General features: G+C 54.5%; 12 protein-coding genes. 7 read left to right on the top strand and 5 right to left on the bottom strand.

Translation table 11 applies throughout. The features are described from left to right. Positions 1 to 5 precede the first annotated feature (5 nt). From NHM04_RS03590 to NHM04_RS03570, 5 genes are all read left to right on the top strand, one after another. Positions 6 to 1,091: an AI-2E family transporter gene (locus NHM04_RS03590; protein ID WP_254265683.1), complete on the top strand. Its 1,086-nt coding sequence runs from the start codon at positions 6 to 8 to the stop codon at positions 1,089 to 1,091. Between the two features lie 5 nt (positions 1,092 to 1,096). After that, positions 1,097 to 3,814 (top strand): insulinase family protein, encoded by a 2,718-nt coding sequence (locus NHM04_RS03585; protein ID WP_254266589.1) that lies wholly within the window; start codon positions 1,097 to 1,099, stop codon positions 3,812 to 3,814. Positions 3,815 to 4,098: 284 nt separating this feature from the next. Further along, positions 4,099 to 6,747: a pyruvate dehydrogenase (acetyl-transferring), homodimeric type gene (gene aceE, locus NHM04_RS03580; protein WP_254265682.1), complete on the top strand. Its 2,649-nt coding sequence runs from the start codon at positions 4,099 to 4,101 to the stop codon at positions 6,745 to 6,747. 105 nt (positions 6,748 to 6,852) lie between these two features. Beyond that, entirely contained in the window at positions 6,853 to 8,775 is a 1,923-nt protein-coding gene (gene aceF / locus NHM04_RS03575; RefSeq protein WP_254265681.1) for a dihydrolipoyllysine-residue acetyltransferase, read from the top strand. Between the two features lie 105 nt (positions 8,776 to 8,880). Further along, on the top strand, positions 8,881 to 10,092 hold the full coding sequence (locus NHM04_RS03570) for a sugar efflux transporter (RefSeq protein WP_254265680.1): 1,212 nt from the start codon (positions 8,881 to 8,883) through the stop codon (positions 10,090 to 10,092). Here NHM04_RS03570 and NHM04_RS03565 read toward each other — a convergent pair. The 3 genes from NHM04_RS03565 to NHM04_RS03555 are packed head-to-tail and all read right to left on the bottom strand — an operon-like array spanning position 10,089 to position 12,618. Then, on the bottom strand, positions 10,089 to 10,694 hold the full coding sequence (locus NHM04_RS03565; protein ID WP_254265679.1) for a hypothetical protein: 606 nt from the start codon (positions 10,692 to 10,694) through the stop codon (positions 10,089 to 10,091). The genes NHM04_RS03570 and NHM04_RS03565 overlap by 4 nt on opposite strands. Positions 10,695 to 10,714: 20 nt before the next feature. After that, a complete protein-coding gene (locus tag NHM04_RS03560; RefSeq protein ID WP_254265678.1) occupies positions 10,715 to 11,140 on the bottom strand; it encodes a DNA polymerase III subunit chi in 426 nt (141 codons plus the stop codon). Beyond that, positions 11,137 to 12,618, bottom strand: a complete 1,482-nt coding sequence (locus tag NHM04_RS03555) for a leucyl aminopeptidase (RefSeq protein ID WP_254265677.1) — start codon at positions 12,616 to 12,618, stop codon at positions 11,137 to 11,139. Before NHM04_RS03555 ends, NHM04_RS03560 begins: the two co-directional genes overlap by 4 nt. A 203-nt stretch (positions 12,619 to 12,821) precedes the next feature. Between NHM04_RS03555 and lptF the strand changes: the two genes are divergently transcribed. Further along, on the top strand, positions 12,822 to 13,913 hold the full coding sequence (gene lptF / locus NHM04_RS03550) for an LPS export ABC transporter permease LptF (RefSeq protein ID WP_254265676.1): 1,092 nt from the start codon (positions 12,822 to 12,824) through the stop codon (positions 13,911 to 13,913). After that, positions 13,910 to 14,968, top strand: a complete 1,059-nt coding sequence (gene lptG / locus NHM04_RS03545; RefSeq protein ID WP_254265675.1) for an LPS export ABC transporter permease LptG — start codon at positions 13,910 to 13,912, stop codon at positions 14,966 to 14,968. Before lptF ends, lptG begins: the two co-directional genes overlap by 4 nt. Before the next feature lie 13 nt (positions 14,969 to 14,981). On the opposite strand, the gene NHM04_RS03540 is transcribed toward lptG, so the two are convergent. Together NHM04_RS03540 and NHM04_RS03535 are read right to left on the bottom strand one after the other, a co-directional pair. After that, positions 14,982 to 15,449: an RDD family protein gene (locus NHM04_RS03540; protein WP_254265674.1), complete on the bottom strand. Its 468-nt coding sequence runs from the start codon at positions 15,447 to 15,449 to the stop codon at positions 14,982 to 14,984. 20 nt (positions 15,450 to 15,469) lie between these two features. Further along, entirely contained in the window at positions 15,470 to 16,381 is a 912-nt protein-coding gene (locus NHM04_RS03535; RefSeq protein WP_254265673.1) for an adenylate/guanylate cyclase domain-containing protein, read from the bottom strand. Positions 16,382 to 16,417 lie beyond the last annotated feature (36 nt).

The raw sequence follows: 16,417 nt of genomic DNA, 5'->3' as shown, positions 1-16,417 counted from the left end.
AGAGTATGCTAAAGGTTTTTCGCGGCTGGATTGACCGCTACTTTTCCGACGAAGAGGCGGTGCTGTTGGTGGTATTGATTGCCACCAGTTTAATTATTCTGCTTACCCTGGGTACGGTGCTGGCGCCCATGATTGCCAGTGTGATTATCGCCTTTTTAATGCAGGGCGTGGTGGTACGATTGCGCAGCTGGGGGGCGCCACACTGGCTTGCGGTTACCCTTACCTCTATCTTACTGATCGCTATACTGGCCTCCATTGTGCTGGTGCTGCTGCCCGTTATCTGGCATCAGTCGGCGCGTTTTGTTGCCGAGCTGCCGCGTATGCTGGGCGAGTGGCAAGAGTTATTGTTATTGCTGCCGCAAAACTATCCCAACTTGATCAGCGAGTCTCAGGTCGAGGAGCTGATCTCAGTGACGGCCGCCGAGCTTGGGCGTTTTGGTCAAAGCGTATTGAGCTTTTCGGTAAGCAGTTTGCCGGTGCTGGTGACCATGCTGGTGTATTTTGTTCTGGTGCCCATTTTAGTGTTCTTTTTCCTTAAAGACAGCTCGCTGATCGTCAACTGGGTGGGGAGCTTTTTGCCCCACAAGCGGCCGGTTATGAGCAAGATCTGGCAGGAAATGAACCAGCAAATTGCCAATTATGTGCGCGGCAAGGCGATCGAAATTTTAATTGTCGGCGCCGTTTCTTACTTGGTGTTCACTCTGCTCGGGGTTAACTATGCCGCACTGCTGGCAATCGCCGTGGGCTTATCGGTGGTCATTCCCTACATAGGCGCTGCGGTGGTCACCTTGCCGGTGGCGATGATTGGTTTTTTTCAGTGGGGTTGGAGTTCGGAGTTCTTTTACCTGATGCTCGCCTACGGCATTATTCAGGCGCTGGATGGCAACGTACTGGTACCGCTGTTGTTTTCCGAGGCGGTGAATCTGCACCCGGTGGCGATTATTATGGCGGTGCTGGTATTCGGTGGCCTGTGGGGGTTTTGGGGGGTATTTTTTGCCATTCCTTTGGCCACCCTGGTTAAAGCGATTCTGTACGCCTGGCCCATCGGGGTACAAGAAGCGCAACACCCACACGCCGGAGAAGAGGTTTGACCCCAGTGGTGGTCCGGCAGTGGTTGTGGGTCTTGTTCACTTGCGCGTTGGTAAGCGTGGGGCCCGTTCAGGCACAAGTTGAAACCGCCAGTTCACAGGACGATATTGCCGTAGCTGTGCGCCACAGTGAGTATGACCCGCGCGAGTACCGAGCGCTGCGATTTGCCAATGGCTTGCAGGTACTGCTGATTCGAGACACAGGGGCGCCCACCTGGGTGCTCAGTATCAATGCCGGTAGTCTGCACGATCCTGTTCAGGTTCCCGATCTTGCCCGTCTTGCCGCTCTTAGCGTGACTAGCGCCAGTGCGAGACGCGACTGGGAGGCGCAAACCGATAATCTCTACACGCATTTTGTGTTCCATCGCTCAGGAAATGCGCCAGTTGCTGATGTCGCAGCCATTCTGTCGGGTTACGCACCGGCACAGGCTGACATTGCGCGTGCGCAGCAAAATCTGGCCGATGAAATGCGCGCGGCTAAGGCGATCAGCGCCGATGACAGGCGCAGCGATATCCTTAACACCCTGTTGTTGCGCAAACCGCAGAGTCCTGGCGTGCTGGTCACGCCTTCAGCAAGCCTGGTACAGCTAGAACATATCGCTGAGGACCTACAGAGCTTTACCCAGCGCTATTACCGGCCTGCGCGGGCGAGCCTCGTGGTGCGCACCTCGGCACCACTCGACAGCCTGGAGAGTGCGCTACGGCAAGGCGTGGGTCAGTTACCGCCTGCGCCGCAAGCCACTGAGGTTGATATTGAGGCCAGGGTCGATAGCGAAGATTTGCCCCTTTCGGTACAGGCGGAGCTGGATGCCGAGCCTCAATTGCAGCTGCACTTTCCGGTGCAGTTGGAGTCTTTTCGCGGCACGACCAAACCTTATAAACTGGTTTCTTACCTGTTGCAGCATCGCGGTGAGGGTAGCTTGGTGGCGCTGCTGCGCTCCTTGGGCTGGGCTGATAGCATCGATACCGGGTTTAGTGAGCTGACCGAGAATCAGGGCGTTTACACGGTAACCGTGCGTCTGACCGAGCTGGGCAGCAAGGCTCGCGATCAAATTGCCGCACTGGTGTTCTATCAGCTGGATCAGATTCGCCAGAAGGGGCTTAAAGCCTGGCGTTTTGACGAGCTGGCGCAGTCGGCTGAGTATGAGTTTCGCTATCACGACTGGGAGCAAGCGCGCTCGCCCCTATTGTTAGCCCGCCGCCTGCATCACGTAGACGCGGAAAATGTTCTTTTTGCCCCCTACCAGTATGGGGCTTACGATGAAAAGCTCAACCGCGCTTTTGTCGACGCTTTGCGCAGTGATAATGCGTTGCTGCTGCATCCTGTAGAGAGATTGACGGGTGGCCGTCAAACCGTAGTCACCCGTACCCGTTTTACCGCAAGCGACGCTGGTGAGACCTACCCCGATATTAAACTGTCGGTTAAGCGCAAGCTCGCCTTTCCCGAAAGCAACAATTTTGTACCCAAGCGCCTGAGCATGAAAGAAACCTCCCTGCTGGGTGGCGCCAGAACTGACGGAGTTGATGTCTTGGCGCAAAAGCCGACATTGCAGGCGTGGTACTTTCGTCCGGCGAATACCAATACGCCTACCGCCAGCGTGCATTTGCGTCTGATCTTCAACAGGCCGAGCGCGGATGCCGAGGCGGCGGCGCGGGGGTTAATCTGGTCGCGCTTGTACCGCGATGCGCTGGATGAGGCTTTATACGACGCGCAGGTCGCCGGTGCCGATTACCGACTGCTCGCGCACCCTCTGGGGCTGGATATCCAGCTGGCCGGTTACAACACCCAGTTAGGTTTAATGTTGAATAGGATGGGGCAGGTGTACACTGATCCCTGGCCGTTGCTGGAGCGCTGGCAGCAGGCCCGCGATGCATTGGTTGCGAGCCTGAGTAAAGGCGGTAGCGAAATGCTGCACCCGATCTATTTCGATCAGATAGCTCAATGGCACTATTTGCCATCCTGGCCGCGTAGCGATCTGCTTGAGGCCTTGGCCGGGCAGCGCGAAGATGCTGTGCGCCGTATTCCTCAGGCCTTGCGGCTGGAGTCGCTCTTTACTGGCGATATTTATCGCCAGGAGGCGCAGCGCCTTACAGCACTTGCCGAGTATTACTTTCTGCCCAAGGATGCTCCGGGTGCCGAGGCGGCTCAGCTGCTGACGGCCGAGCAGGGCGCTCTTATTGCCACCGTGAGGGATACAGAGCTGCAGGTTTATCTGCAGGCGCCTGGCAATCAAGAGCGCGACCGGGTATTTACCAGCGCTTTGGCGCAATTGATTGACGGTGAGCTGGTCTCTCAAGTTAATGAAGCTGGTGAGCAACTGAGCCCGCCAATTGCTGTGCGCGCTCACACGGCCCCTCTGGCGGGACGCCCGGGTCTGCGCCTGGCTGCCTCTGCCGAGGTGCCGGTGGAGGCGCTGTTGCAGGCTGTTAGCCTGCGTCTGGCTGAGCCGGACATTGGCTCAAAGCTGGCGGTTATCAAACGCCGTTGGCGGCACCAGGGGCAGGGCCATAGCGAATTTGAGCTCTCGAACTCACTCTGGCAGGAGTTGCGCAAAGGCTATCGCGGCGATGAACGCACAGCGGTGGCGGCGCTTAACTCCTCATCCGTGGAGCGTTATATCAAGCAATTGTTTGCCCCCAGGCCGATAAATTTAGACTCTTTCGGCAGTATGGAGGCTTACCGAGGGCTCTACCAGCTAAAGGGAGTAGGATTTAATCTGCCCTGAATTGGTGCCGTTTGAGTGAAAATTGAACGCTGTGAGCAAAATGCATACCGATACCTGTTGCCGCTCGTGCAAACCCAGGGCGCACCCGGGCCGGGGCTAGTAAAAACACTGTAAATGTGTAAAAATTCGCGCATTTTTCGGCCCCCGACTTGGGGGTAAACCCTGCGAAAGTCAGTGCTAAATGGGGGCGAGGCCACTGGTATTTATCCTGCCAGGCTAGGTCCGCGTTGGTGCTAACGCATTGTCTATATGTGCTCAAAAGGCGCATGACTGAGGAGAATTAAATGATAGAAGATCAAGATGCTCTGGAAACCCGAGAGTGGCGTGACGCCCTCGATTCTGTTGTTCGCCACGTCGGTAAAGAGCGTGCTGCATTTCTTCTGAAGAGCCTGTCAGAATCCGCTGCCGATCATGGTATTGATCAGCCTTCAGCCATCACCACTCCCTACCGCAACACCATCCCCCCCTCCAAAGAAGTTCAAAGCCCCGGCGATCATTTTATCGAGCAGAAAATCCGCTCGATTATTCGCTGGAACGCGATTGCGATGGTGGTGCGTGCCAACAAGAGTGCCGATGAGCTCGGTGGTCACATTGCATCATTCTCCTCGGCCGCCACATTGTACGAAGTGGGCTTTAACCATTTCTTCCGCGGCAACGAAAACGGCCCCGGCGATCTGGTTTACTTCCAGGGCCACAGCTCGCCCGGTATGTACGCTCGCTCATTTGTTGAAGGTCGCCTGAGCGAAGATCAGCTCGATAACTTCCGCCGCGAAGTCGACGGCAAAGGTCTTTCGTCTTATCCGCACCCCTGGTTGATGCCCGATTACTGGCAGTTCCCCACCGTATCTATGGGGCTTGGCCCAATTGGCGCTATTTACCAGGCCCATGTGATGCAGTACATGCACCAGCGCGGTCTGTCTGATATGGCTGACCGCAAGGTCTGGGCATTCTTGGGTGACGGTGAGTGTGATGAGCCAGAAAGCCTGGGCGCGATTGCACTGGCCGGTCGCGAAAAACTGGAAAACCTGATCTTTGTGATCAACTGTAACCTGCAGCGCCTTGACGGCCCTGTACGTGGCAACGCCAAAATCGTGCAAGAGCTGGAAGGTGTATTCCGCGGCGCCGGCTGGAACGTGGTTAAAGTTCTGTGGGGCGGCGGCTGGGATGCGCTGCTGGAAAAAGACAAAACCGGCCTGCTGCAAAAGCGTATGGACGAAGTCTGCGACGGCGAAATGCAGAACTATAAGGCCAATGGCGGCGCCTATACCCGCGAGCACTTCTTCGGTAAATACCCGGAGTTGCTGGAGCTGGTTAAAGATATGTCGGACGATGAAATTCTGCGTCTGGCGCGCGGCGGTCACGATGCGCACAAGGTGTACAACGCTTACCACAATGCGGTTAACACCAAAGGCCAGCCAACTGTTATCTTGGCCCAAACCGTAAAAGGCTATGGTATGGGCCCCACCGGTGAAGCGGTGAACAACGCTCACCAGGTTAAGAAGCTCGATATCGAGGCCTTGAAGTCGTTCCGCGATCGTTTTGATATTCCGATTGAAGACAAAGACCTGGAGAAAATTCCGTACTACCGTCCGCCTGAAGACAGCGCCGAAATGCGCTACCTGCAGGAGCGTCGCAAGCAGCTTAATGGTTATTTACCTGCGCGTAAGGCAGACTTTGAAGCATTGGAAATTCCAACCCTGGAAGCGTTCAAAGCGCAGCTTAAATCGACGGGCGAGCGTGAAATTTCCACCACCATGGCGTTCGTGCGCGTGCTGACTACCTTGATCAAAGACAAGAAAATTGGTCAGCAGGTAGTGCCTATCGTGCCGGACGAAGCTCGCACCTTTGGTATGGAAGGCATGTTCCGCCAGGTGGGTATTTACTCGCGCTTTGGCCAGAAGTACACGCCGCAGGATGCCGGTCAAATCATGTACTACAAAGAGGACGAGAAAGGTCAGATCCTCGAAGAAGGTATTAACGAAGCAGGTTCTATGGCGGCCTGGGTTGCTGCGGCAACTTCTTACAGCAACCACGAGAAGCCCTTGCTGCCGTTTTATATCTACTATTCAATGTTCGGCTTCCAGCGTATTGGTGATTTGGCCTGGCTGGCGGGTGATGCTCAGGCGCGCGGCTTCCTGTTAGGTGGTACCGCCGGTCGCACCACTCTGAACGGTGAAGGTTTGCAGCACCAGGATGGCCACAGCCTGATTTTGGCCAACACCATTCCTAACTGCCACACCTATGATCCGACCTTCTCTTACGAAGTGGCGGTGATTGTGCAAGATGGCCTGAAGCGTATGTATCAGGACAAAGAAAACTGCTACTACTACATCACCTTGATGAACGAAAACTACGTTCATCCTGATATGCCTGAAGGCGCCGAAGAGGGCATCATCAAAGGTATTTATCAGCTGGAGAAAGGCACCAGCAAGAAGAAAAACCGCGTACAGTTGATGGGCTCTGGCACCATTCTTAATGAAGTTCGCGCGGCGGCGGAAATTCTGCGCAAAGACTTTAGCGTGGAAGCTGACGTGTGGAGTGTGACCAGCGTTAACGAACTGACCCGTGAAGGTCAGGCGGTAGATCGCTGGAACCTGCTGCACCCAACCGAAACACCGCGCAAAGCGTATGTGACTGAGCAGTTGGAAGGCAAAGACGGTCCGTTTGTGATTGCCACCGACTACATGAAAAACTACGGCGAGCAATTGCGTCCGTACATCCCCGGTAAATACACCGTGCTGGGTACCGACGGTTTTGGCCGCAGCGATTCGCGTCAGAAACTGCGTCACTTCTTTGAAGTGAGCCGTGAGTTTGTGGTTATCGCCGCGCTTAAGTCGCTGGCCGATGAAGGCAAAATCAAAGCAGACGTGGTCGCCAAAGCCATCAAGCAATTTGGTATCGACCAGGATAAAGCCGATCCGTTGACCGTATAGTCGCTACCGCGACCAGTAGCCGCGCTGGCGGCTGCGAGATCAATGGATAACACTACGCCCGAGCCAAAAGCCCGGGCGGATAGCAAAAAGTAGCGAGGAGTTACAGTGGCAATTGAATCAGTAAAAGTCCCCGATATTGGTGGCTCGGAAAACGTAGACGTCATTGAAATTTCGGTGGCCGTAGGCGATACCGTTGAGCTTGAAGATTCTTTGGTGGTGCTGGAAACCGATAAAGCTTCTATGGAAGTGCCGAGCACCGTGGCCGGTAAGGTGACCGCCATCAAAGTCAAAGAAGGCGATAAGGTTTCTGAAGGCGATGTGATCGTTGAAGTGGAAACAGCGGGCGAGTCCGCTGCTGAGCCTGAAGCGGCTAAAGAAGAGCCGAAAGCACAAAGCGAAGCGCCTGCGCCGGCAAAATCCAGTGGTGGTGCGGAACAAACCATTACCATCCCTGATTTGGGCGGCTCCGAGAATGTCGATGTCATCGAAGTGTGTGTTGCTGCAGGCGACGACGTCTCCGAAGGCGATTCATTGGTGGTGCTGGAAACCGACAAAGCCTCTTTGGAAGTTCCGGCTCCCGCCGATGGCAAGATTGTCAGCATAGCCTTGAAAGAGGGCGATAAAGTCTCCCAGGGCGATACCTTGGGTGTTATGAGTTCTGCAGCCGGTGGCGAGGCCCCGGCAGAAGAGCCCGCAGCGCAACCGTCCAGCTCTGCAGCGAAGGCGTCAGAGCCTGCTGCCGCTAGCGGTGTGCAGGACGTTCCTGTGCCTGATATTGGCGGCGCCGAAGGTGTTGATGTTATTGAAATTTCGGTAGCTGAAGGCGACGAAGTGGATGAGGGCGACACCCTGATCGTACTGGAAACCGACAAGGCCTCCATGGAAATCCCCGCTCCGGCGGCCGGTAAAATTGTCAAGCTGGCACTGAAAGAGGGCGATAAAGTCTCTCAGGGTGATCTGATTTGTCAGCTTGAAGGCGAAGCCGCAGCTGCGCCTGCGCCAGCAGCAAAAGTTGAGCCAGAGTCGGCTGCCCCCAAAGCTGAAACTCCTTCAGCGGCAACCACCTCTGCGGGTTCTCCGGTGACGGCCGATAACGTCGAAGTGGCCAGCAGCAATGCCGGCGTTTACGCAGGCCCTGCGGTGCGCAAACTGGCGCGTCAGTTGGGCGCCGACTTGGCTAAGGTGAAGGCCTCTGGCCCGCGCGGGCGCATTACCAAAGACGACGTGCGCGGCTATGTGAAAAACATCGTCACTGCTACTCAGGAAGGTAAAGGTACGGCTACTGGCGGCAGTGGTATTCCACCAATTCCGGCGGTTGATTTTGCCAAGTTCGGCGAGATTGAAACCGTGAAAATGAGCAAAATCAAAAAGCTCACCGCGGATAACATGGTGCGTAACTGGTTGAACATTCCTCATGTTACCCAGTTTGATGATGCCGACATCACCGAGTTGGAAGCCTTCCGCAAAGGACTTAAAGCCGAAGCCGAAAAGCGCGGCAGCAAATTAACGCCGCTGCCGTTTTTGCTGAAGGCCTGCGCGGCTGCTCTGGTAGCAGAGCCAAGCTTTAATGTCTCGATTCACCACGATGGCGAGCACATTGTGCAGAAGAAATACGTGCACATCGGCGTTGCGGTAGATACGCCTAACGGCTTGGTTGTACCGGTGATTCGCGATGTGGACAAAAAAGGTTTGTGGGAGTTGGCCGACGACTTCAGCGCTATGGTTAAAAAGGCACGCGATGGTAAATTGACCGCCGCCGATATGCAGGGCGGTTGCTTTACGATCTCAAGCCTGGGCGCCATGGGCGGTAACGGCTTTACACCCATCGTGAATGCGCCTGAAGTGGCTATTTTGGGTGTCTCACGCGCGCAAATGAAGCCTGTATGGAATGGTAAAGAGTTCGAGCCACGCAATATGCTGCCTCTGTCTCTGTCTTATGATCACCGTGCTATTAACGGTGCTGATGCAGGGCGCTTCTTTACTTACCTGACTGCAGTAATTGCAGACGTACGTCGTCTGCTGCTGTAATTAGTCTTAGGTTATGTAATGCCAAAAGCCCCGCCTACATAGGCGGGGCTTTTTTCTTATAGGGCCGGTAATCGGTTACATGATGAGTATTAGAGTGGAGGCAGTGTGAATTCACTGTGGCGCCCCAGAGCGTTGGGGATTTATTTTTTATCTTTCGCAACCGGGGTCATAGGCGCGCTCTTGTTGCCTACGCTAAGTATCTTCTTTGCCGACGAAATCGACGTCAGTCCGTTCTGGGTGGGGATTCCCTACGCGGGTATCGCGCTTGGCAGTATTTTTTACAATCAACTGTTAGGGGATTGGTCTGATCGCTTACACGACAGACGGTTGTTGGTGCTGGCGCTCTGCGTGGTCGGCTTAATCGCCTGTGCCGTGTTCGCGCTCTCGCGGGACTATTGGGTGACCTGTCTTTGCGCCATCGGTTTACTCAGTTTAGCGATGGTGTCGTTCTCCCAGGTGCTGGCCTATAGCCTGGAGTATGCCGAAACGGTAATTGCCACTGAGCGTATTGCGCTTTTCAATGCATTGGTGCGGGCGCAAATAGCTTTTGCCTGGGTAGCGGGCCCGCCCGCGGGCTTTCTGTTGGTGAGTCATTTTGGTTTTACCACCTTATATGCGAGTGCGGCTGTCTTATTTGTAGTGGTAGCTCTACTAACGCTTTTACTGTTACCGGCACTGGATGAACATCATCAGAAAACTAAACCGGCGTCGATATCTTTTCTGCAATTGATCCGTGGCCCCGGGGGGCGCAATTTGTGGCTGTGTTTACTGGCGCTGTCTTTAATGTGGGGCGTTAACAACGCTTACCTGATCAGCTTGCCTTTGCATCTTACCCGCAATCTGGAACTGGATACCGGCTGGGTAGGCTGGATTATGGGTACCGCTGCTGGCCTTGAAGTGCCGGTAATGCTGTTGTCCGGTGTACTGGCCGCCAGGGTCAGTGCAATGTTTATTGTGCGCGCCAGCGGACTCGCAGGTTTGATTTTGTACGCTGGCATTTACTGGGCAGACGCACTCTGGCAGTTGTTTGCTTTGCAGTTGGCTAATGCGGTGTTTATCGGGATTTTGGCAGGCTTGGGTGTCTCTGTAGTGCAGCAAATGTTGCCCGGCAGAGCCGGCAGTGCGTCGGCACTTTATACTAATACCACCCATGTGGGGACGCTAATAAGCAGTGCGTTGGTGAGCAGTGTGGCCGAGGCTTTTGGTTATCACAGTGTTTTTGCTGCGAATATGGTATTGGTGTTGTTGGCAACCTTGCTGTTCTTTTACGTGCGGGTAGAAAAGACCGGGGCAGGGGGCGAGCGCGCAAGCGATTAATCGGTTTTATTTTGCAACAAATGCTGCAGTTGATCTTCGGTCATGCTGGAGAGTTTCAGTCGCAGCTGGGCTTCCAGTTGTGGCATAACAGACTGTATCAGCTCTTCTACCAGGGCATTTTGACTCATCGCCTGGCTGGCGGATAACTGACTGAATTCGGCGGCGCGGTTACCTTTCAAACGCTCGCGGATATGCTGGGGCAAAAACGGGTTCTCGCCCATGGCTTTTGTGCTAGCGGTGTGAGGTTCGCGGCTGGAGTCAACCGAACTCTGTGCTAGTGCAAACAGTGGCTGTTGGTTGTCGAGGGTCGATTCAGGGCGTGGGTTTGTCGCAGGTTGGTCGCCGTAGTCCGGTGAATCTTGTTGTGGGGTTAGTGTTGGTGCTGTTCCCAGATCCAGCTCATAGTTTTGTTCTTCGCTGCCCTGCACAGACTCAGAGCTGTATGGCTGCGCGTCTGTTGCTGACGAAACCTGAACTCTGGTGCCGGTTTCGGCTTTATCGATAACTTCATTCAGCAATGGAATATCGTCCAACAGCAGGCCCTGAATAGATTCGAGCTCGCTCAGCAGTTCGGTTTTGGTTTGTTCTTTTTCCCGGTCCATTGCCAGTGCTCCCGAGGCGCCTATAGTGGATGATGGTGAATAGGGTAGCCGCGCTCTTTTAAAAACGCCCAGTGTTCGCGGGTATACTCTAAAACATCTTGTTGTTGTACGACTACCTCTATTACCCGCTGGAAGCGACTGAAAAATGCCGGCAGGGTGCGGCTAAGATTGATCAGTAAATCGTGTTGCTGTGCGCAGTCTTCGCCACAACTGATCACTATGGGTTGTTGCAAGTTCTGCTCCTCCGTGCGGCGAAAAGGAAGGAAAGACTCGGGTTTGAGCGCTAATAAAGTCTCTTCCAGTGCATCGCACTGGGCTTCTGTGTCTAGGGTGATTAGAAGCTGATGCTTTTGCTTTATCGCCTTTTCAATAACGCGCGCGGCAAACTGCCAGCGTTCTGCTTCGCTGCTGGCAGTTTTTAGCACGTAAAAATCGATGCGGGTCATGCCGGGTTAAGCAGGTAGTTCACAAGCATGGCCACCGGGCGCCCGGTGGCACCTTTGGCGCTACCGGATTTCCAGGCTGTGCCGGCAATATCCAAGTGGGCCCACTTGGCCTCTTTGGTGAAGCGCGACAGAAAACAGGCAGCGGTAACACTGCCCGCTTCGCGACCGCCAATGTTGGCGATATCGGCAAAGTTGCTGTCCAGTTGTTTTTGATACTCGTCCCATAGGGGCATTTGCCAGGCGCGATCGCCACTGCGTACGCCGGCGGCAAGCAGAGAGTCGGCCAGTGCCTGATCGTTACTATACAAACCGTGCGCGTGGCTGCCCAGGGCAATAACGCAGGCGCCGGTCAATGTGGCGATATCGACAATGGTTTTGGGTTTGTATTTTTGCACGTAGCTCAAAGCGTCGCAGAGCACCAGACGACCTTCGGCGTCGGTGTTAAGAATTTCGACGGTCTGCCCAGACATAGTGGTGACAATATCGCCGGGCTTGGTGGCGCCGCCGGACGGCATATTTTCCGCCGCCGCGACCACGGCCACCACATTGATTTTGGGCTTTAATTGCAGCAGGGTTTTCATGGTGCCGAAAACGCTGGCCGCGCCGCACATATCGAACTTCATTTCATCCATGCCGGCGCCGGGCTTGAGGCTAATGCCGCCGGTATCAAAGGTGATGCCTTTGCCCACCAATGCATAGGGCGCAGTGGATTTTGCGGCGCCTTTATATTCCATGACGATCATCTGCCCGGGTTCATCGCTACCGGCGGACACCGATAGAAAAGCGCCCATGCCCATCTCTTTCATCTGCTTTTCTGAGAGAACTTTTACCGACAGCTCGGGACGGTTGCGTGACAGAGATTTTGCTTGGCGCGCGAGATAGGTCGGGGTGCAGATATTGCCCGGCAGATTGCCAAGCTCGCGCGCATAATTGATGCCCTCGGCGAGCGCCTGTCCTTCGCTCAGTCCCTTTTTAATTGTGCTGAGAGAGGCTTTGTCGGTACACAGGGTGACCTTGCTCAGGGCCGGACGAGGTTGCTTTTGGCTCTTTAGCTGGTCAAATCGCCACAGGCTGGTTTGCAGGGTTTGCGCCAGTTGCTGGGCTTGCCATTGCGGGCTTTGCTCTTCGACGGTAATACCGTTCAGCGCGAAGGTAGCGCTGCGGTAGCTTTTAATACTGTTGGCTAATGCCTGCAGAGCGCTGCTGAAACTCTCTGCTGAAATTTTGCCCGAACTTTGTTTGCCCAAGCCGAGTAGCAAAAGACGAGTGGCGCTTTGCCCCAGATTGTGATGCAGCAGTAGGCTGGCGCCGGCATTGGCCTTGAATTTTTCCCGCTCGATGATTTTGCTTAGCTCGCCCTGGCAGGCTTTGTCTGCAGCCGCGGCAGTTTCACTCAGTGAGCCGCCTTCAAAAAGGCCCACAACCAGTACGTCGGATTTGAGCGCGAGTGCATCTTGGGATTTGGCGTAAAATTGCATGTCTATCCTCTGTCTTCGCTATGTGAATGAGAGAAGGGCCGCATTTGCAAGACAAATGCATCTGGCTGCGGGATAATAGCGCCGCCGGATTGGTCGTAATGGCCTCAACCTTGGTGTAGAGTTTACCACGGCGCTAGAGCGCGCCAAGTTATTACACAGCTAAAGTCCTTTAAACCGCCGGTTAAAGGATGGGTGTTTAGATTTTGATCATCTACCGTTATTTATCCCGAGAAATCTTGCTGACCATGCTGGCGGTAAGCACAACTCTGCTGCTCATTATTATGAGCGGGCGTTTTGTGAAATACCTTGCCGATGCCGCTGCGGGCAAAATAGCGGTAGATGTGCTGTTCGCCATTATGGCGTATCGTCTTCCTGGGTTTCTCGAACTTATCATTCCATTGGGTTTTTTGATCGCTATCTTGCTCGCCTACGGGCGTTTGCATATGGATAGCGAAATGGTCGTGTTGTCTGCCTGCGGTATGAGTCAGCGGCAGTTGTTGGTAATTACTGCTGTACCCGGCGTTTTAGTGGCTGTGCTGATCGGAGCCATGAGTTTATGGGTTAGTCCTTGGGGAGCGGCGCAGACGGAGTTGCTGTTTGCGGAGCAGGCCTCACGCAGTGAATTTACCATGCTGCGATCAGGGCATTTTCAAAAGCTTAACGGCGGCCGTCAGGTGACTTACGTGGAAACAGTGAGTCACAACAACAGCCAGCTAAACAATTTGTTTGTCGCTCAGGTTGGCGGCGCTGATCAATTGCCGGCGGTATCACTCGCCCAGCGCGGCAATCAGATAGTGCACCCGGAATTTGGCGAGCGCTATCTGGAACTCCATGATGGGGTGCGCTATCAGGGGCGCCCAGGTGCTGCTGACTTCCAGGTGACTGAGTTCGAGCGTTTGGGACAACACATTCCCGAGCCTAGTGTCGCCGATTCTTTTGCCGTCGAGGCGGACGCCCGCGATACGCTTACTCTTCTGGCCGACGGCTCGGTGCAGAGCCAAGCGGCCATTCAATGGCGCCTGTCCATGCCTATATTGGTGTTGGTGGTGACGGTTCTGGCGGTGCCTTTAAGTCGCACCAGTCCGCGCCAGGGGCGGTTTATGAAAATGCTGCCAGCGATTATTTTGTATTTGCTTTACGTTGCTGCGTTAAGCACTGTTCGCAGCGCCGTTGAAGAAGGCAAGTTTCCGCCTCTGCCAGGTCTGTGGTTGGTGCACCTTTGCTTTTTCGCTTTGGCAGTGCTTTTGTTCACCGGCCCGGGAAAATTGCTCAGTGCTGTGCGGGGGACCCGTTGAGAATACTCAATCGCTATATTGCCAGACAGGTATTCGTCGCCACCTTGATGGTGTTGGCGCTGGTGCTGGGATTAGATTTTATCGGTAAAATTATCGACCAGCTCGATAGTCTGCGCGAGAACTACACCTTTTATGAAATGCTGGTTTACATCGTTTGGGGTATTCCCAGCAGTGTTTACGAGTTTATTCCCTACGCGGTCTTGGTGGGGTGTTTGATCGGCCTTGGTAGCCTCGCCGGCAGCAGTGAACTGGTGGTTATTCGTGCGGCCGGGGTTTCGGTGCTACAGATAACCTGGATCGTGCTAAAGCCGGTAATGGTGTTTATTGCCCTGGCGCTGTGTTTAGGCGAGTTTGTTGTGCCCTACGCGGAGCAGACAGCCGACAGCCGGCGCTCACTGGCCTTGGGTTACACAAATGAAGATCAGGCGAGGCGGGGCGTATGGCATCGCGAGGCCAATGAATACATTCGTTTTAATGTGGTTCAGCCAGACGGCAAGCTGTTCGGTGTGACTCGTTACCAGTTTGACAATGGTGATTTGACAAGCGCCAGTTTTACCCGCGAAGTTGAGTATCGCGGTGATCACTGGGAAGAAACCGGCGTGTCTATTACTAACTTTTCAGGCGCTAGCATAGCTACCGAGCGGATGCGGAAACGTCGCTGGGATACTGAATTAACCCCGGCACTGTTGAATGTAGTGGCGATGGAGCCCGAGGTGTTGTCCATCAGCAGTTTGCGCAGCTACAGCCGTTATTTGGCCGATCAAAACTTGCACGCCGGCGAGTACGCCCTGGCGTTTTGGCAAAAGTTGTTACAGCCTCTTGCCACCATCAGCTTGGTGTTAATTGCTATCTCTTTTATCTTTGGTCCCTTGCGCAGCGTTAGCATGGGGCAGAAAATCTTTACCGGTGTGGCTTTTGGTATCGGTTTTCGTTTATTGCAAAGTCTGCTGGGGCCATCGAGTATCGTGTTTGGTTTTCCACCGCTGATCGCGGTGGCCATACCGATTCTAGTTTGTTTGCTGGTTGGCTGGGTGCTGTTAAAGCGAGCGGGCTAAAACTTAAAACTAACTATAAGCCCTTGGGTAGTTGCCAGACCCGAGTGCCTGAGAGCCTGTCGTGTAATGTCAGGCGTTGTGAGTCAACCAACATCCACCAGTAGCCGAGACCGGCGGGTAGGGCGCTGAGTATTGCGCAGCAGCAGCGCAGCATGCCCCGCGCCAGGGTGATGTTTTCGCCGTTTATATCGGTGACCTTTAGTCGCCAGGCTTTCATTCCCAGAGTTTGCCCGAAACGGCGCCAGAACAGACAGTAAAACGCCATTAGCACCAGCAGCCAGCCAGCAAAGCCTAAAAGCCCCATACTGGCCTTTTCGCCTTCTGCTAGCTCAAGTCCTAATAGTTTGACTTTAACGGCCAACACCGCAGCGCCGTAGCCAATACTAATGGCAAGTAAAAGTAACCAGTCGTACACGGCGGCCGCAAGACGTTTGGCCAAACCAGCATTGGCGACAGAGGGAAGAGGTTGGGTTTCATTCATTGATGCAGAACTCGGTTTTTCTATTCAGTTGTTTCTGGGGCCTGGGCGCAATATTGCAGCTGGTAGCTGTTTGCCTCACTGGGCTTTTGCCCCAAGGCGACGAAACCCGATCCCATCAGTGGAATTTCTTCGCGGCGGATGTAAACAGGCTCGCTACCCTCGATACACACATAGGTTCCGTTGGTGCTGTGATCGCGCAGCACAAATTTGCCTCGCCTAAAAACAATGTCGCAATGTTCGCGCGAGACCCGCTCGTGTCTCGCCAGCCAGTTCACGGCACTGGCATCGCGACCGATACTTAGCGGCAGCTGATCTGGGCTATAGCTCTGTGAGCGATCAGGGCCGCTCAAACTCAGGCGGTGTGCTTGCAATAGTTGATTGATTTCGGCCACTTCCATCACTGCTGTAGCCTTATGTGGCTGGGCTTGGCTTTCCCAGCACAGCCGGTAGACAACCCTGCTGTGGGAGGCGCCTTTGAGGGCGATGCAGTCAAAAGCCTCACACTGATGCTGAAATACCTCGGGTAATTCACTTCTCAGATTGTCGGTAATGACGATCTGCCGGCCGCGGGCGATGTGCGAGACATCGGCGGCATCATTCACGACATCGCCGAAAACATCGCCCTGATTGTCCATCAGGGTGTCGCCATATGAGATGCCGATTCGCAGCGCCAGGTTGTCCTCTTCCTGGGCGCGGCGCTGCAATGCAATGGCGGCGCGGCAGGCCATTTGAGGACTGAGAAAGCGGGCCATAATTTCATCGCCCAGGGTTTTCACCACGACGCCATCATGCTGTTCGATAATCTGCCGAGTGCCCAGCAAAGTGTTGTCTATCTGCAGCTTGGCTTGGGTGTTGCCATGTCTTTTGTACAGGCGCGAGCTGCCGGATACATCGGCAAACATAACAGCTTGTGATACTCGCGTGGGTTGCATGGCTAAGTCTCGTGGTTTTTTGCGCGGCCAAGTATA

This window comes from Gilvimarinus sp. DA14 (assembly GCF_024204685.1).
Classification (GTDB): domain Bacteria; phylum Pseudomonadota; class Gammaproteobacteria; order Pseudomonadales; family Cellvibrionaceae; genus Gilvimarinus.
This window is presented reverse-complemented; position numbering and strand designations above follow the sequence as displayed.